Genomic DNA, 17420 nt, shown 5'->3' with positions numbered 1-17420 from the left:
CGCCCGCCGCAGCAACGCAATTTGCAAGTTTCTGCGGCCACACACGGCTGAAACCGGCGAAAGTCAAATCTTTGCACATGCCGATCAGTCAGCCATTTCAGTGGCTTCGAAATTCTTCACGGGAGACTCGCTGCGCTTGGCCCAATTCCTTGGAATGACTTTCTCTCCCACAAGGGGGAGAGAGGGGCGCCCGCGTTTGCGGCGTTACCGTCCCGGCCGCCCGGTCTTGCCGGGCCGACGTTTGCGCTTCTGGTCGCCGGGGTCCTCGTAGGAGCCGCGGCCGATGCGTTCGCGGCGGAGGGGGGCGGGGGAGTCGTCGTTGGGGCGCCCCACCTCCCCCTGGTGGGGAGGTCGGCGCGTAGCGCCGCGTGGGGGGGCGCCGGCTCCGCTCGGCGGGTCGTCGTCCTGCGAGGTTTCCCCCATGTGTGACGTATGCTGACCCCCACCCCTCGCTGCGCTCGGACCTCCCCTCAAGGGGGAGGTGGGCGTCGAGCCCTTCTGCTCTGCCGCCGGCTTCTTCGGCGGCGCCTTGCCGGTGGGCTTTTCGGTGCGGCCGACGGTCATTTCGTCGAGGGTGTTCTTGCGGAAGTAGGAGCGGGAGCCTTCCCCTCGTCCTTCGAGGCCCGTTCCGGGCACCTCAGGATGAGGGGAAGGACGGTTGCGCCCGTCGTCCCTGGATTCTCGGGACGGGGCCCGAGAATGACGATCGTCGGGGGACGGCGCCCCGGAATGACGGTCATCGGAGGTGGAAGCGTTGCGTCCGGCGGGCACCGCCGTGTCGGTGCCGGGGCCCATGTCGTCCAGGCTCGGCTTGCGGAACAGCGAGGCGGGGGCGCTGACGGCGCCGGAGCCGGGGGCCTTGAGGACTTCGCCGCGGGGGCCGAAGCGTTCGTCGCCGATCGGGGCGCGGTCGCGCTTGGCCTTCTTGCCGTGCTTTGTGCGGCCGGTGGAGGGGCCCATGACGGATTCCTCCATGGCGACGGCGTCGGCGAAGGGGTCATTTGTGTCCTCGCTGCGCGAGGAACCCCCACCCGCGCCTGCGGCGCGACCTCCCCTCAGGGGGGAGGTGGGGGCGCCGGCGTCGGTGACGGCGTCCAGCGAGACGTTGCCGCCGAATTCCAGTTCCTTGGCGTTGAGTTTCTTGATCTCGTCGCGCACGCGGGCGGCGCGTTCGAAGTCGAGGTCGGCGGCGGATTCGCGCATCTGTTTTTCGAGGTGCGCGATATGGGCGCGCAGATTGTTGCCGACGAGCTCGCCTTCCTTGGCGCCGCCGCCGACGTCGATGCGGACGTGGTCCTTCTCGTAGTAGCTGTCGAGAATGTCGGCGATCTTGGCCTTCACGCTCGCAGGCGTGATGCCGTGCTCGGCGTTGTAGGCCTCCTGCTTCTCGCGGCGGCGGGTGGTCTCGGCCATCGCCCGCTCCATCGAGCCGGTGACGTGGTCGGCATAGAGGATGACCTTGCCGTCGACGTTGCGCGCGGCGCGGCCGATGGTCTGAACGAGGGAGGTCTCGGAGCGCAGGAAGCCCTCCTTGTCGGCGTCGAGAATCGCGACGAGGCCGCATTCGGGGATGTCGAGGCCCTCGCGCAACAGGTTGATGCCGACCAGCACGTCGAAGGCGCCGAGGCGCAGATCGCGGATGATCTCGATGCGCTCCAGCGTGTCGATGTCCGAATGCATGTACCTGACCCGAATGCCCTGCTCGTGCAGATATTCGGTGAGGTCCTCGGCCATGCGCTTGGTCAGGACGGTGACGAGGACGCGGTAGCCCTTGTCGACGGTCTCGCGGATCTCGCCGAGGAGGTCGTCGACCTGGGAGCGGGCGGGGCGGACCTCGACCGGGGGATCGGTCAGGCCGGTGGGGCGGATCACCTGCTCGGCGAAGACGCCGCCGGATTCTTCCATCTCCCAGGTGGAGGGGGTGGCCGAGACTGCCACGGTCTGCGGGCGCATGGCGTCCCACTCCTCGAAGCGGAGCGGCCGGTTGTCCATGCAGGAGGGCAGGCGGAAGCCGTATTCGGCCAGCGTCGCCTTGCGGCGGAAGTCGCCGCGATACATGGCGCCGATCTGCGGCACGGTGACGTGGCTCTCGTCGATGAAGACGAGGGCGTTGTCGGGGAGATATTCGAACAGGGTCGGCGGCGGGTGGCCGGGCTGGCGGCCGGTGAGATAGCGCGAATAGTTCTCGATGCCGGCGCAGGAGCCGGTGGCCTCGATCATCTCGATGTCGAAGCGGGTGCGCTGTTCGAGGCGCTGGGCTTCCAAGAGGCGGCCGGCCTTTTCCAGCTCGACGAGGCGGTGCTTCAGCTCTTCCTTGATCTGCTTCACCGCCTGGTTGAGCGTCGGGCGGGGGGTGACGTAGTGGGAATTGGCGTAGATCTTCACCGACTTCAGGTCGTCGGTCTTGGAGCCGGTGAGGGGATCGAACTCCTGGATCGCCTCGATCTCGTCGCCGAACAGCGAGATGCGCCAGGCGCGGTCCTCCAGATGGGCGGGGAAGATCTCGATGGTGTCGCCGCGCACCCGGAAGGAGCCGCGCTGGAAGTCCATGTCGCGGCGCTTGTATTGCTGGGCGACGAGGTCGGCGAGGAGCTGGCGTTGATCCAGGCGGTCGCCGACCTGCATCTGGAAGGTCATCGCCGTATAGGTCTCGACCGAGCCGATACCGTAGATGCAGGAGACCGAGGCGACGATGATGACGTCGTCGCGCTCGAGCAGCGCGCGGGTGGCGGCGTGGCGCATCCGGTCGATCTGCTCGTTGATCGAGGATTCCTTCTCGATGAAGGTGTCGGAGCGCGGGACATAGGCCTCGGGCTGGTAGTAGTCGTAGTAGGAGACGAAATACTCGACGGCGTTGTCCGGGAAGAAGGACTTGAACTCGCCATAGAGCTGGGCCGCCAGCGTCTTGTTCGGCGCGAGGATCAGCGCCGGGCGCTGGGTGCGCTCGATGACGTTGGCGACGGTGAAGGTCTTGCCCGAGCCGGTGACGCCGAGGAGCACCTGGGTCTTGTCGTGGTCGGAAATGCCCGAGACGAGATCGGCGATGGCGGTCGGCTGGTCGCCCATCGGGGTGTAGTCCGAGGCGATGCGGAAGGGCACGCCGCCTTCCGACTTGTCCGGCCGGGCCGGGCGGTGGGGCAGCCAGACCTCGCCGTTCTTGATCAGCGGGTTGCCCTCGGAGATCAGCTTGGTCAGCGCCTCGACGGTGGCAGTGACGCCGCCCTCGGGCAGGCTCTTGGCGTCTTCGAGGCTGACGTCCATGCCGGCGACGGGATTGAGCCCGGCGGCGGCGCGCTGCTTCGGATCGGAGGTGCCGCCCATGGAGGTGCCGCGGGCGGTCTTGCCGGGTTTCTGCTCGGCTTTCGGCTTGGGCCCGCGCGTGGTTTTCGGCTTGGCGGCCGCGGCCTTGCTGGGATCGACGCCGGCATCGGCCGCCCGTTCCGCCCTGGTCTCGGTCGCCCGGGCGATCTCGTCGGCCCAGCCGGAGATCGAGCCGGCATAGGCTTCACCCGCCTCGAACGCCGCCTGCGGCGCCTCGCCAAACCCCTGCCGTTCGCCGGCATCGTCGGCACGTGTCGAGGCCTCCGAAAAATCCTGCAACGGCCCGCGCCGGGCCGGAGCGGACGGATCGAAGGCCGGTTCATCGGGCGCCGAGCCAGAGGACGCGGGGCGGCGGGGGGATTTGCGAGGTCTGGAAGCCATGCCGGAACATATAGAGATCAGCGGGCGGGGAGGGAAGGTGGTGGAGGGGGCTTCAAGGGCTACGGCAGTTTCTCGTCGTTTCCGCTGATTCGCGATAGATAACTGAACGTAGAGAGCGGCCGCTCTTCAAAGCGATGAACGAGGAAACCTAATTTGAGTCCTCAGGCACAAAAATTGAATTTTGTAGTGTGTAACGCTACACGCTATTGCGAATATGTGAGTAACCTGTCACGCTGTAATCATGAAAAAAGATGTCCTGCACCCCGGCGCCTATGTGCGCGCTCACGTCATTCCCGGCGACATGAACGTCACGAGGGCCGCGAAGCTCCTTGAAGTCAGCCGCCCGACGATATCAAACTTTCTAAACGGCAATGCCGACCTCTCGCCAGAGATGGCCGCCCGGCTCGAAGCCGCCTTTGGCGCATCGGCCCGCGAGCTACTTGACAGGCAAAGCGCTTGGGACGCGGCCCATACGAAACGCGCGACTGGCGCGCCGATTATCGGTGCTTATGTGCCGCCATTCCTACAGAGCAAGGCTGCTCGCATCGAAGAGTGGGCGGCGTCGGGCACTGCCCCACGTCAGCGTTTATCGGTTCTCCTACGCACGCTCGTGAACTCGACCGGCGCACAACTGTCGAAAGTGGACTTTCCCGGAAATGACGACGCTGAACGGGCTGGCTGGGACGGTGAAGTTGTCGCCGGTCAGGCCACCTCGAAGATTCCCGCTGGCCATTCAGGTTGGGAGTTTGGCGTCAACGTCAACATAAAAGGCAAGGCTGACGGCGACTTCGCAAAGAGCGTTATCGGGAATGACGCAAAACAGCGGAAATCGATGACTTTCGTGTTCGTCACGCCGCGCAGGTGGGAATCCAAGGCCAAGTGGGTGAAAGAGCAGAAGGCGAAAAAGTTGTGGAAGGACGTTCGCGCCTATGACGCGAGCGATCTCGAGCAGTGGCTGGAGCAGTCGCTACCGGGCCAGACGTGGTTTGCCAATGAAACGGGTCAAGACGCGAGGGGCACGATCTCGCTGGACGAGGCGTGGAAGAACTGGTCGGCGGATTGCGAACCCAGCTTGTCGCCAATGTTGTTCGCCGACGCGGTGCGGGCAGCGGAGCCGACACTACGGCGCGGATTGACGGAAAATCCCTCGCGACCGCTGATCATAACTGCCGATTCCAAGGACGAGGCGCTCGCGTTTTTGAGCGCGGCGTTTGCAGCCGAGAGCGAAGCATTCGGAACTTACCGCGACCGTATCATCGTCTTCCGCGAGCCGGGCTCTCTCAGCAAGCTCGCTTCCCGGGTTTCTAACTTCATACCGGTGATCGCGTCGCGCGACGTGGAAAAGGAGTTCGCGCCGTTCAAGTCGTCGATGCCGTCCTTCATTCTCTACCCGCGCAACGCTCTCGCCGACGAAGCCGACATTATTCTAGAAACGCTAAATTGGCGGTCCTTCGACACCGCGCTGCAGGCTATGGATCTCGACCGCGACCGTATCGACCGACTCGCGCGCGAGTCGGGGCGCTCGCCGACCGTTTTGCGCCGCCGCCTATCAACGCTACCAGCGATAAGCACGCCCGACTGGGCGTCCGACTCGAATTTGGCACGCAGCCTGATCCCGTACCTATTCGGCGGAGTTTGGAAAGCGGACAACAAAACTGATCGCGCGACGCTTGAGCTGCTCGCCGGCGACGTGCCGTTCGACGAACTGGAACGTCGCCTCTCGGCGCTGCTGCCGCTCGACAGCTCGCCGGTCTGGTCGGTCGGATCGCTTCGCGGCGTCGTATCCAAGATCGACGTGCTGTTCGCTATCCGCGACGCGATCACCGTCGCCGACCTTGAGCGCTTTTTTGGGGTCGCAGAAGTTGTTTTGAGCGAGGACGATCCCTCGCTCGAGTTGCCCGAAGAGGATCGGTGGGCTGCAAGCATCTACGGTAAGACGCGGGAGATTTCTGGCGCACTGCGCAATGGGCTTGGGGAAACTTTGGTCTTGCTCGCTGTCTACGGGCCGGGGCTGTTCAAAACCCGCTTGAACTTCGACACTGAGGCGCGCACGAACAGCCTTGTTCGCTCGTTGCTGTCACCGTTGACTGCTAAGACGCTGGAATCGCAGATCGACAATGTGGGCGTTTACGCGGAAGCGGCACCAGAGACGTTTCTGTCGATCATCGAAGCCGATATAAAGTCGCCAGACTCGGCATCAACTGCGCTTATGCGGCCGATGAGCGACGCTATGTTCGGAAGCACACCGCGAACTGGCTTGTTGTGGGCGCTAGAAGGTATGGCGTGGTCGAACGCGCTCTTTATGCGCACCGTGCTAGTGCTTGGCCAACTGGCCGAACGCCCGCTAAATGACAATCTCGTCAACAAACCGTCGAACAGCCTCGCGGCGATCTTCCGGGCATGGATGCCTCAAACGAGCGCAAACTTGAACGCGCGCGAAGCAGCATTGAAGAAGCTGGCCGAAAAGCACGCGAATACCGCGTGGCAAATCTGTCTAGACCAGTTTTCGCCCCATTCGCGGTTTGGCAGCCCGAGCCACAAGCCCCGCTGGCGGCCTGATGGACATGGGCTCGGCGATCCCCTCGATGGCGCAGAGCCGAATGAGTTTGCGCTGTTTGCTTTCGAGATGGCTTTGGCGTGGCCGTCGCATACTCGTGATATGGTATGCGACCTTTTGGATCATTTGGAGGGCGTGCACGAAACACTGCAGGGCAGGATTTGGGACATCGTTGATAAATGGGCCGAGACGGCCGACGACGAAGATAGGTCGATCGTGCGTGAGCGCATCCGCGTCACCACGATGACGCGGAAGGGGCGCATCAAGCGGGAGCGGCGGAGTTCAACCCAAAGCCATGCGCGTGCAAAGGCCACATTCGAGCGGCTGGAGCCGGCGGATCCTGTGCAAAAGCACGCCTGGCTATATCGCAAGTCTTGGGTCGATGAATCCGTCGACGAAATCATGGACGACGGCTTCGACTATCGCGCCCGTGACGAACGGATCGCACAGCAGCGAGAGGATGCGGTGCGAGAGGTATTCGCAGCTTTTGGCATTCCCGGCCTGGTGCGCTTGGCTGAATGCGGTGATGCGGGTGACCATGTCGGATGGTCGTTCGCGGTAGTTACTGCCGACGATGCGGCGTTGGTCGACGCGGTCGTAGAACTCGTGGAGGGTGGCGCTGTCGAGGGTGCACGGATGTCCGTTGTAATGGGCATCCTGTCGCAGTCGACGGAGCGAGACCTACTGGCGAAATCAGCGGACCGCGTATCGCCTAAGAATCTCGTCTCGTTGCTGACTTCCGCGCTATTCTGCCGGGCAACGTGGAATGTGGTGGAGACGCTCGGAGCGGACGTGACCGACCAGTATTGGCTCGACGTCCTGCCTAATTTTAACCGCGCGCCCGACGAGGTGACCTTCGCTATAGAAAGGCTGTTGCGGGCGGAGCGACCCCGCGCTGCCTTCTGGCTATCGCATTGGGCGATGAAGAACCTGCAACCGCGCGTAATCTTCAATCTGCTCGCTGCCGTCTCTCAAGGCTCGAACGAGCCGGTAGGTTCATATTTGCTAAACCCGCATCATCTTCTAAGTGCGTTCAAATTTCTTAACAATAGCGGCGACATCAACGCAGAAGAAATGGCGGCGCTTGAGTTTCGGTTCATCGATATTTTCGACCACGACAGAGGTCGCCCGGAAAACCTCGAACGTGCAATAGCCAAAAATCCGGAGCTATTTGTCCAAGCGATCGGCTTTGCGTTTAAGCGAAGCGACGACAACGAAGACCCTCCTGAGCTCTTGTTGAATGACGACGAACGCAGGGAGGATCGCGCGCGCGCTGGTTGGAAGGTCCTCGATACCATCAAGCTGATCCCTGGCGAAAAGGATGATGGCACAACTGATACTGGAGCGCTTGTGACGTGGATCGAGCATGTGCGCGCTGGAAGCGCATTGATCGGGCGCACGGAGGTTTCGGATCAGATGATCGGACAACTATTGTCGCATGCGCCACAAGACGCCGACGGCGTCTGGCCGAGCATTGCCGTTCGTGACGCGTTGGAACAGACGATGACCGATCAGATCGAAATCGGTCTTCGTATCGCACTATTCAACTCGCGGGGCGCGCATTTTCGCGGGGAAGGCGGCAACCAAGAGCGAGAGATCGCGGCGCGACATGCCGGTTGGGCAGACGCGATGGAATACTCGCACCCCCGTGTCGCTGCCATGCACCGGAGCATGGAGCGCTCATATCTTCAGGATGCCGAACGCGAAGACACTGACGCTAAAGCAAATCGGCGCCTAATCCGCTAAATAAGCGAAGTCCCCTTCACATGTCAGTTTCGTTTTGACGCGGCCAGTCCGCTTCCGGCCACGTCCAGTCAACGCCGTTGGGAACAGCACGCGACCTACAGACCTTGAACGATGCTCCCGTTCTCATCGCCCACAGCGGAAGCACCCGGAGTGTCTCGCGTCAGGGCCTCACTCCTCCGGCAACGCATACGCAATGTAATAATCGCCCACAGGCGTCTCCATGAAGTGATGGCCGCCGGCCTGGATGACGAGATATTGCCGGCCGTCCTGTTCGTAGACGATGGGGTTGGCCTGACCGCCGGCGGGCAGGACGTCGGACCAGAGGGTCTCGCCGGTCTTCTCGTCGATGGCGCGGATGAGGTTGTCGGTGGCGGCGGCGATGAAGATCAGGCCGCCTTTGGTGACCACCGAGCCGCCATTGTTGGGGGTGCCGATCGACAGGGGGATGAAGGAGGGGATGCCCCAGGGGCCGTTGCGGCGGGCGGTGCCCAGCGGCCGGTCCCACAGGGTCTTGCCGGTCGCAAGGTCGATCGCCCGGATGCCGCCGAGCGGCGGCTGCTTGCAGGGGATGCCGGTGAAGGGCGCCCGCCAGCCGGCATTGACGTCGATGGCGTAGGGTGAGCCCGCCTGCGGGTCGCCGGCGCCCTCGGCCTTCGAGCCGCCCGCGTCGCCCGGCTGCTTCTCGTCGATGGGCTTGAGATTGCGCTCGTCGGCTTCCTCGCGGGGGATCAGCCGGTTGTGGTTCGGCACGTCGTTGTAGTTGGCGACGATGACGCCGTTCTCGGTGTCGACGGCGACGCTGCCCCAGTCCGAGCCGCCATTGTAGCCGGGATATTCGATCCAGTGCCGGTCGGCCGTCGGGTGGGTGTAGATGCCGTCATAGGCGGCCTGGCGGAAGGCGATGCGGCAGAACAGCTGGTCGAGGGGGGTGATGCCCCACATGTCGGCCTCGGTGAGGTCATCCTTGCGCAGGGTGTGGTAGCCCGACGCCGGCTGGGTGTCGGCATAGGCGTCGCCCTCGACGCCGCCTTTCGGGGCCGTGATCTCCTCGATCGGGACGAGCGGCTCGCCGGTCTCGCGGTCGAGGATGTAGATGTCGCCCTGCTTGGAGGGGAGCAGGATCGCCGGGGTGGTGCCGCCGCCGTCCTCTGCCGGGAAGTCGATGAGCGTGGCCTGGCTGCCGAGATCGTAGTCCCAGACGTCGTAGCGCACGGTCTGGAAGTGCCAGACCGGCTTGCCGGTGGTGACGTCGATGGCGACGAGGGAGGTCGCCCACTCGTTCTCGGCGTCGGAACGGTTGCCGCCGTAATAGTCGACGGAGGAGTTGCCCATCGGCAGATAGACGTAGCCGAGCTCCTCGTCGCCGGTCGCCTGGGTCCACATGTTGGGGGTGCCGCGGGTGTAGGTCTCGCCCTCGGGCGGTGCGCCGGTCAGCTCCGGATTGCCGAGGTCCCAGGCCCAGGCGAGCTCGCCGGTGACGGCGTCGTAGCCGCGGATGACGCCGGAGGGGGCATCCTCCGCCTGGCCGTCCTTGACCTGCGCCCCGGTGACGGCGATGCCGCGCACGATCGTCGGCGGCGCGGTGACCGCGTACCAGCCGGGCACCTTCTCGCCGATGCCCTGCCACATGTCGACGGCGCCGTTCTCACCGAAATCGGCGCAAGGCTCGCCGGTCGCCGCGTCGACCGCGATCAGCCTTGCGTCCAGCGTGCCCTCGATGATGCGGGCAGCGCAGGCCTGACCGTCCGTGGCATTCGGCATCTCGTAATAGGCGACGCCGCGGCAGGTGGCGCCATAGGGGATGGCGTCGGGCGAAACCTTCGGATCGTACCGCCAGCGCTCCTCGCCGGTCCTGGCGTCGACGGAGGAGAGGACGTTCATCGCCGAGCAGATATAGAGCGCGTCGCCGATCTTCAGCGGCGTGCCCTCGGGGGAATACTTGTCCTTGGTCTCCTCGGTCGGCATGTCGCCGGTGCGGTAGGTCCAGACCGTTTCGAGTTGGTCGACGTTGGCGGGGGTGATCTGGTCGAGGCGCGAGAAGCGGGTGGCGTTGGGGCCGCCGCCCCAGAACGGCCAGTCGGAGCCGATCTGCCGCTGCTCTGCCGGCGCGCGGTCGGCGAGGGTGGAGGACGGCTCGTCGCCGGGGGCGGTCTGCGCGGCCTCGTCCGTGGCTTCGGTTGCTCCTGCCTGGCCCTGTTGGGTGGCGGGTGCCGAGGGGGCGGTGGCGTCGCCGGGCTGTGCCACGCCCGGGGCGGGCTGGATGGTGGTGGCGTCCGGGGTCGGAGCCGGGGTCGCTTGCGCGGCGGGAGCCTGCTCGCTGGGCGCCGGCGTTTCCTGGGCGAAGGCGCCGTGGGGCGCGGCGGCGAGGGAGAGGGTCGCGGCAAGGGTGGTGGCCGCACCGAAGCGATCGAAACGTCTCGTCATGGTGATCTCCTGCGGGTCGGGCGGTTCAGCGGGCGGTCGGGATGATGGTCCCGCTTTGCCGGCGGGGCGAAGCGTCGGCGCGGCCCGGACGGTCGGTCCCGGGCGCGGCATGGCGGGAGCCGGACGGGTTGGATCCGGCGCGGGAGCGCCCGCTGCGGATGAGAACCGGGATGGCGGCAAGGACGAGGACGAGGATGACCGTCGGCGCGACCAGCCGGGGCACCTGCGCCCACCAGTCGAAGCCTTTTTCCCAGAAGGCCCAGACGAGCGTGAAGACGAAGGTGGCGAGATACACCCAGACCGCCAGTATCGAGGCTTTGACGAGGAACCATGCGGTCAAAAGCAGGCCGAGCCCGGCGAAGAGATAGTACCAGGAGCCGCCTAGCGAGATGAGATAGGCTCCGCCGCCGAAGATCGGCAGGCCGAACAGGACGAGGACGAGAGCTAGGACCACGACGGCCCAATAGCCCCAGCCGCGGCTTCTGCTGCTTCCGGTGTCGGTCATGTCGCCCTCGTTCGCTCTGGTCGCCGTTGATCTGGGTTGCTTACCTCCACCTAGCCCCCGGCGTCATCCTCGCAACCCGTTCCATCACATGATCGCGAGGTTCGTCCGTTGGGTGTCTAACGAAACGGCGCGGCTGGAAGGCGCGGGATGTGGCGACATATCGCGAGCGGCCGGCCGAGTTGCTGAACCGATCGTCAGGCCATGCATTGGTCCATGAGAGTGATTTATGCCGCCGCGGTCATCCTTGCTGCGGCATCAAGCGACAGGAGCCGCGCATGACCAAGATTCCGCCTCAGACCCAGGACCGGCTTCCGGGCCTCGAGAGCCGGCTGACTCCTCCGGCCGAGCATATCGCGCCGTCCAATCGCGGCACCGGAAAGCTGGCGGGGAAGGTCGCCGTCGTCACCGGCGGCGACAGCGGCATTGGTCGCGCCGTCGCGCTGCATTTCGCCCGCGAAGGCGCGAAGATCGCGCTGCTCTATCTCGACGAGCACGAGGACGCCGAGGAAGCCGAAAGGCTGGTCGTTGAGGAGGGCGCCGAGTGCCTGGTGATCGCCGGCGACATTTCCGACGGCGGTTTCTGCGACGATGCCGTGGGGCAGGTGGTGGAGCGCTTCGGCGGTATCGACGTTCTCGTCAACAATGCCGGCACGCAGATCGTCGCGGAGGATCTGACGGCGATCACGGATGCCGACTGGCGGCTGCAATTCGGTGCCAATATCGACGGAATGTTCTATCTGTCGCGGGCGGCGCGGCCGCATCTGACGTCTGGAGCCCGGATCATCAACACCTCCTCCATCAACGGCTTTGCCGGCAACGCCAAGCTGGTGGCCTATTCCGCCATCAAGGGGGCGATCGCCGGCTTCACCCGGGCGCCGGCCAAGCAGCTCGCGCCGGAGGGCATCCTGGTCGACGAGGTGGCACCGGGGCAGATCTGGACGCCGATCCAGCCGGCAAGCTTCGACGGCGAGACCGTCGCCGGCATGGGCGAGGAAACGCCGCTCGGGCGGATCGGCCAGCCGAGCGAAGTGGCGCCGGCCTATGTCTATCTGGCGAGCGCCGACGGCTCCTATGCGACCGGGCAGACGATCCATGTGAATGGCGGGATGATCATCAATGGCTGAGGCAGAAGAACGGATGGCGACGATGGACATGCCGGCGCATCGGCGCTGGCTGGAGGCGGAGGGGCAGAGGCTGCTCGACTTTTCCAAGGCCTCGTGCCTGCCCACGGGCGGCTTCTGCGGGCTCGACATGGCCGGGGCCCGACCGGAGGGCGCGACAGCCGACACGATCATCACCGCGCGCATGACCTATTCCTATGCGCTGGCGGCCATGCAGGGGCTGCCCGGCTCCGGGCCGTTGGTGGACCACGGGCTGGCGGCGCTTTCCGGCCTGTTGCGCGACGCCGCCCACGGCGGCTGGTTCGAGCAGGATCCCGGCTCATCCTCGGGCGGCGGGCGGAAGAAGGCCTATGTCCACGCTTTCGTCGCGCTGGCCGCCTCGGCCGCGTCGATTCTCGGCCGGCCCGGGGCGCGGGAGCTTCTCGCGGATGTACTCACAGTGATCGAGACGCGCTTCTGGGCCGAGGCGGAGGGCGCGATGCGCGAGAGCTTTGCCGCCGACTTCGGCGACGAGGAGGACTATCGCGGCGCCAACGCCAACATGCATTCGCTGGAAGCCTTCATGGCGGCGTCCGACGCGACGGGCGACACGGTCTGGCTCGACCGCTCGCTGCAGATCGCCGAGCGCTTCGTCAACCGGCTGGCGCGGGAAAACCGCTTCGCCATTCCCGAACATTTTTCCGGCGACTGGACGATCCTGAAGGATTTTCACGCCGACCAGCCGGATCATCCGTTCCGGCCCTACGGGACGACGCCCGGCCATTCGCTCGAATGGTCGCATCTCTGCCTGAAGCTCGAGGCCGGGCTGACCCGGGCCGGGCGGCCGGCGCCGGCCTGGCTGGCCGAATGCGCGGCGGCGCTGTTTGCCGGCGCCGTTCGCGACGGCTGGAACCGGGACGGCAAGTTCGGCCTCGTCTACACGGTCGGCTGGGACGGCAGCGTCTCGGTTCCCAACACCGCCCACTGGACGCTGGCGGAAGGGATCACCGCGGCGGCGCTGCTGCATCGGCGGACCGGCGAGGCGGACTATGCGACGTGGTATCGGCGCTTCTGGGACTATGTCGATCTCGCCCTGATCGACCGGCGGCAGGGGAGCTGGTGGAACGAGGTGGACGCCGACAACCGGCCCTCGGAGCGCATCTATGAAGGCAAGCCCGACCTCTATCACGCCTATCAGCCGACGCTGACGCCGCGCCTGCCGATCACCGCGTCGATTCCCGGCGCCCTTTCGCGGGGCGAGCTGCAGGACTGAGGAAAGCCTGCGAACCTTGCGGGGCCGCATGCGTTGGCCCGGCATGATGGCGGCGGCCAGCCGCAAGCCAGAACCGACAATCAAGCGAGAGAGCCCGAGATGAAATACGCCCCCTTCGGCAATTCCGGCATGATGGTCTCGACCTTTGTGCTCGGCACCGTCACCTTCGGCGGCACCCACGGCTTCGAAAAGACCGGCAATGTCGGCGTCGACGACGCCCGGCGCTTCATCGACATCGCCATGGAAGCCGGCGTCAACGCCATCGACACCGCCAACATCTATTCCAAGGGCGACAGCGAAAAGGTCGTCGGCGAGGCGGTGAAGGGTAAGCGCAACGACCTCCTGATCTTTTCCAAGGTCCGCACGACGATGGGCGAGGGGCCGAACATGGCCGGCGCTTCGCGCGCCCATATCATGGGCCAGATCGACGACAGCCTGAAGCGGCTGCAGACCGATTGGATCGACCATTACTGGATCCACCAGTGGGACGGCGTCACCCCGGTGGAGGAGACCGTTGCGGTGATGGACGACCTGATCCGCGACGGCAAGATCCGCTCCTGGGGCGTTTCCAACTACGGCGGCTGGCAGGTGGCCAAGACCGTGATGACGGCGAAGATGCTCGGTGCGACGCCGCCGGTGGCCCACCAATTGAACTATACGCCCGAGGCCCGCGAGGTCGAATACGAGATCATCCCGGCCGGCCGCGAGTTCGGCGTCGCAACGCAGGTCTGGAGCCCGCTCGGCGAAGGGCTCCTCACCGGCAAGATCGACCGCAACAACGGCCCGCAGCCCGGCACCCGCCAGGGCAACGACTGGCCCGAGCCGCACATCGTCGACACCGAGCGGCTCTACCGGGTGATCGATTTGCTCAAGGAGGTCTCGTCGGAGGTCGGCCGCAGCGTGCCGCAGGTGGTACTCGCCTGGCTGCGCGAGCGCCCGGGCGTCCACTCGATTGCGCTCGGGGCGCGCAGCGAAGATCACCTGCGCGACAATCTCGGGTCGATCGACCTGACGCTGACGGACGAGCAGAACAAGCGCATCGAGAAGGCCGGCCGGCCGCCGGCGATCGTGCCGCTGTGGCACCGCGCGATGAACGGCATGGACCGGGTGAGCGAGAGCGAGCGGGAGTATCTGGAGGGATATCGGGAGACGATGGGGCTGGATTGATCGGAGATGGTGTCGCGGGCAGCGAGAACGCCGTCTGCGGGTGGACATCGATCTTGCAGCGAGACGGGCGGAAACGCGCAATTCTACCGTTGAGCGCCCGGCGCATGCATCGCAAGGAGGTCGAGAAATATCAGCGCACCAGACAACGGTAAGCCGTTCCGGGTTCACACGACTGACGAAGCGGATCTCAGCGACTACGCTTTTTCATGATTCAAACCGATCCGGCTCGAGTTCCGACCGAAGGATGCCGCGTTGAGATCCGCATCCCACCGATCAGCTGGCAGCCCTGAAATCGCCCGTGCGGCGCCAGGGTATCCCTCGTGCCGAACGCTCCGCAGGTTCATCGAGAAGGATGCGGCGGTTGAAACTGTGAGTGGCGAAAGTGCGGCTTGTCCTCTGAAACGGAATTGTCAATTCTGTTTCAGATTTGGCGACGCGGGCGATCGGCAGCTTCCGACCCAAAGAAGACGTTCAATAGCGCCGCGGCTCACGTCCGGAATGGCCGTTAGCCGCCCTGACCGCTTCCGGGGCCAAAGGTGCGAAAGCCGCCGTTCGTCAGGGAACTGCGCGATCCATCTTTCTCAGGCCAATCCATGTTTCGAAGTCTTGATAAAGCTCGTCGAATGTCACGAGGGTGAGCGTGAAGCTGTCGGCCTTGACCTTGTTCCGCCGCCACTCCCATCGATCCTTGCGGACTGTTGTCGACAGCGAGGTCGAGCGTCCGATCACGAGCACACCTACGATATTGGGTCGCTCGCTGCCGAAGGCGTCCACGTAATCGCCGGTCTTGCGGTAGTGATCTAGCGCCCAGGTCCAGTCGACTACCTGACTGAATCCCTTCTCGAACGGGCGCGCCCAAGTGTCGACGCCGCGATCACTGTTTTCGAATATATGCCGATCGGACGCGCCCTCGAACTCGATCAGGCAGATGTTGTCGGTGCCGGCACGGCGGACGGTAAGATCGGTTCTGAAATGGGGGATGACCCGAAACTCGCGCTTGATTAGATCGCCAATGCCCAAGCGACTATTGTACTGCCCCATCATCGCGCAGAGATTGGGCCATTTGTCGAAGTTTTCCAGCACCTGTTTGCGCTCGGCAAGGTCAGCGTTGGTATCAAGGATGGTCTTGAATTCGGCTACTTCAGCTTCCGCATCCGTCAAACTGAAAACGTGGGCATCAAAATAGGGCTTCGCCATCAAGCCTTCGCGACTACCGAGGTAATGACGACCGATTCGCCCTCGTTCTTGAAGACCACACGTAGATTCCCGGCACGCGCGACGAAGGCATTATCGACGCCGACGATTTTCTTGACCTTCGCCGGGTTGAGCACGCTCGACTGAACCTTCGCCCGCACGGCGTTGGCCTTGGACTTATCGAACGGGTACAGCGACGAGATCATGTTCGCTGCCGTGTTGCTGATGAGCACGCGCCGATTGCTTGAACCATTCTCCTGTCGTTGTACCGTGGTCATCATCAACTCCCATACCCTCGCGAAGGCGAGTTCAATTTAGGGGGTGTCGCAATTGCCGTCCACCGCGCTTATTCAATTCGGGTCCACTTAGCAGGCATCTCCAAAGCGCGCATGGATCTCATTATACGGCACGAGGACATCCTGAGCATATGACCGCTTTCAGCGTCATCAAAGACCGCCTGGAACGCCGATAATCGGGCGCGGAGCGGACGCCGCTTAAAGGGCATCGAGTAGCCGCTTTCCACCCACCCCGGCCATTCGAACGCTCGTTTTTGAAACACTTTCATTGTATTTTGTTTCAAATGGCATTGCCACTCCAGCGAGCAGCAGGCGTGAAGGCCAGTGAGCGGGTGGCGCTCGCAGCGAGGATCACCTGCGCGACAATCTCGGGTCGATCGACCTGACGCTGACGGACGAGCAGGCCAAGCGCATCGAGAAGGCCGGCCGGCCGCCGGCGATCGTGCCGCTGTGGCACCGCGCGATGAACGGCATGGACCGGGTGAGCGACAGCGAGCGGGAGTATCTGGAGGGATATCGGGAGACGATGGGACTCGGGTGAGAGACAAGCTGCGATCGAGGCGGCGGGTCGCACCGCCTGGCACCACGCCGACCGCCTCAATCGTGCTTCGACCCCTCGCGGTCTGGCGGAGCATTTCGGCGGCGAGGGCGAAGCTGGACGATGACGGCGAAGCGGCGCCTACTTCAGGATTTCGCCGCAGCGCGACAGGCTGAGGAAGGCGCCTTCGGTGTCGCGCTTCACGCTCACGGCGGTGATGACGCCTGCAGGGTCGGCCGTGATCGACAACTCGCAGACGATCGTGCGCGTTGCGGGTTTCGCCGCCGCGGGGCTGCCGGCCGCAGCGCCGAGGAGCGAGCCGATCAGCTTGGTCGTCTCGACGTTGACGCTGGCGCTGGTGGTTCGGCTCCGGGTTTCTGTCACCTTGGTGCCGTCGGCGCGGACCCAGGAATTGGACGTGGTGCGGGACTTGGTGTCGCCGAAGAGCGGTGCCGGCGCGGGCTGCGCCGTCGGGGTGGTGCCGAAGGGCGACGGCGGGAAGGCCGGGGGGCGCGGCGCGGTGTTGACCGCCAGGGTCTGCTCGCCGCCGCGCCAGGAATAGATCGCGCCGCCATCCTGGCGAGGGAAGGTGGAATAGGGCGCGCCGTAGCGCGAGAAGAAGTCGTCCGCCGGGCGCCCGACCCAACTGGCGTTGACGGTGCTCACCGCCTCCGCGCTCGTCTGGCAACCTGCCGCTGCGAGAAGCAGAGGCAGCGCGATGGGCCAGTATCTGTGAATCATGTCGATCATCTCTCGCGTGGAAGGATCCCAGTGGCGGCACCTGCGGAGGGGCGGCGTACGCTCGCCGGCCGGGCGATCCCTGGCGCTCGCGCCGACCGCCTGAGTCCCATGCCGCCGTCGTCGTCCAGGTCCCCCTCGCAGCGAGCGCGAGATTAGAGGATCCGTGGCTGAAGGGGA

The 17420-nt window shown here is 64.8% G+C and carries 10 protein-coding genes; 4 read left to right on the top strand and 6 right to left on the bottom strand.

The annotated features are described in order from the left end of the window. Positions 1 to 204: 204 nt before the first annotated feature. Complete coding sequence (gene uvrB, locus GTK09_RS23050) at positions 205 to 3702, bottom strand: excinuclease ABC subunit UvrB (protein WP_163465759.1); 3498 nt, start codon at positions 3700 to 3702, stop codon at positions 205 to 207. A 241-nt stretch (positions 3703 to 3943) separates the two neighbouring features. Here uvrB and GTK09_RS23045 point away from each other — a divergent pair, with 241 nt between their 5' ends. Then, complete coding sequence (locus tag GTK09_RS23045) at positions 3944 to 8005, top strand: HigA family addiction module antitoxin (RefSeq protein ID WP_163465758.1); 4062 nt, start codon at positions 3944 to 3946, stop codon at positions 8003 to 8005. 168 nt (positions 8006 to 8173) lie between these two features. Here the strand turns inward: GTK09_RS23045 and GTK09_RS23040 are convergent, their stop codons facing one another. Then, complete coding sequence (locus GTK09_RS23040) at positions 8174 to 10429, bottom strand: pyrroloquinoline quinone-dependent dehydrogenase (protein WP_163465757.1); 2256 nt, start codon at positions 10427 to 10429, stop codon at positions 8174 to 8176. 25 nt (positions 10430 to 10454) lie between these two features. Further along, entirely contained in the window at positions 10455 to 10934 is a 480-nt protein-coding gene (locus GTK09_RS23035; RefSeq protein WP_203561174.1) for a hypothetical protein, read from the bottom strand. A gap of 275 nt (positions 10935 to 11209) precedes the next feature. Here GTK09_RS23035 and GTK09_RS23030 point away from each other — a divergent pair, with 275 nt between their 5' ends. The 3 genes from GTK09_RS23030 to GTK09_RS23020 all read left to right on the top strand — a co-directional run bounded on the left by GTK09_RS23030 (position 11210) and on the right by GTK09_RS23020 (position 14474). Further along, entirely contained in the window at positions 11210 to 12058 is an 849-nt protein-coding gene (locus GTK09_RS23030) for an SDR family oxidoreductase (RefSeq protein WP_203561173.1), read from the top strand. Next, positions 12051 to 13307, top strand: coding sequence for an AGE family epimerase/isomerase (locus GTK09_RS23025; RefSeq protein WP_163465756.1), 1257 nt, complete (start codon positions 12051 to 12053; stop codon positions 13305 to 13307). The genes GTK09_RS23030 and GTK09_RS23025 overlap by 8 nt, the downstream gene beginning before the upstream one ends. A gap of 99 nt (positions 13308 to 13406) precedes the next feature. Next, positions 13407 to 14474, top strand: a complete 1068-nt coding sequence (locus tag GTK09_RS23020) for an aldo/keto reductase (protein WP_163465755.1) — start codon at positions 13407 to 13409, stop codon at positions 14472 to 14474. 555 nt (positions 14475 to 15029) lie between these two features. Here the strand turns inward: GTK09_RS23020 and GTK09_RS23015 are convergent. The 3 genes from GTK09_RS23015 to GTK09_RS23005 all read right to left on the bottom strand — a co-directional run bounded on the left by GTK09_RS23015 (position 15030) and on the right by GTK09_RS23005 (position 17243). Next, a complete protein-coding gene (locus tag GTK09_RS23015; protein ID WP_163465754.1) occupies positions 15030 to 15671 on the bottom strand; it encodes a Shedu immune nuclease family protein in 642 nt (213 codons plus the stop codon). Further along, entirely contained in the window at positions 15671 to 15949 is a 279-nt protein-coding gene (locus GTK09_RS23010; RefSeq protein ID WP_163465753.1) for a hypothetical protein, read from the bottom strand. Before GTK09_RS23010 ends, GTK09_RS23015 begins: the two co-directional genes overlap by 1 nt. Before the next feature lie 694 nt (positions 15950 to 16643). Beyond that, positions 16644 to 17243, bottom strand: a complete 600-nt coding sequence (locus GTK09_RS23005) for a hypothetical protein (protein ID WP_163465752.1) — start codon at positions 17241 to 17243, stop codon at positions 16644 to 16646. Between the last annotated feature and the right edge of the window lie 177 nt (positions 17244 to 17420).

It is taken from the genome of Jiella pacifica, assembly GCF_010500815.1.
In the GTDB taxonomy this organism is placed as follows: Bacteria; Pseudomonadota; Alphaproteobacteria; order Rhizobiales; family Rhizobiaceae; genus Jiella; species Jiella pacifica.
This window is presented reverse-complemented; position numbering and strand designations above follow the sequence as displayed.

Coding starts and splice junctions, on each gene's coding strand:
- uvrB (WP_163465759.1), bottom strand. CDS start 3,702: ATGGCTTCCAGACCTCGCAAATCCCCCCGCCGCCCCGCGTCCTCTGGC.
- GTK09_RS23045 (WP_163465758.1), top strand. CDS start 3,944: ATGAAAAAAGATGTCCTGCACCCCGGCGCCTATGTGCGCGCTCACGTC.
- GTK09_RS23040 (WP_163465757.1), bottom strand. CDS start 10,429: ATGACGAGACGTTTCGATCGCTTCGGTGCGGCCACCACCCTTGCCGCG.
- GTK09_RS23035 (WP_203561174.1), bottom strand. CDS start 10,934: ATGACCGACACCGGAAGCAGCAGAAGCCGCGGCTGGGGCTATTGGGCC.
- GTK09_RS23030 (WP_203561173.1), top strand. CDS start 11,210: ATGACCAAGATTCCGCCTCAGACCCAGGACCGGCTTCCGGGCCTCGAG.
- GTK09_RS23025 (WP_163465756.1), top strand. CDS start 12,051: ATGGCTGAGGCAGAAGAACGGATGGCGACGATGGACATGCCGGCGCAT.
- GTK09_RS23020 (WP_163465755.1), top strand. CDS start 13,407: ATGAAATACGCCCCCTTCGGCAATTCCGGCATGATGGTCTCGACCTTT.
- GTK09_RS23015 (WP_163465754.1), bottom strand. CDS start 15,671: ATGGCGAAGCCCTATTTTGATGCCCACGTTTTCAGTTTGACGGATGCG.
- GTK09_RS23010 (WP_163465753.1), bottom strand. CDS start 15,949: ATGATGACCACGGTACAACGACAGGAGAATGGTTCAAGCAATCGGCGC.
- GTK09_RS23005 (WP_163465752.1), bottom strand. CDS start 17,243: ATGATTCACAGATACTGGCCCATCGCGCTGCCTCTGCTTCTCGCAGCG.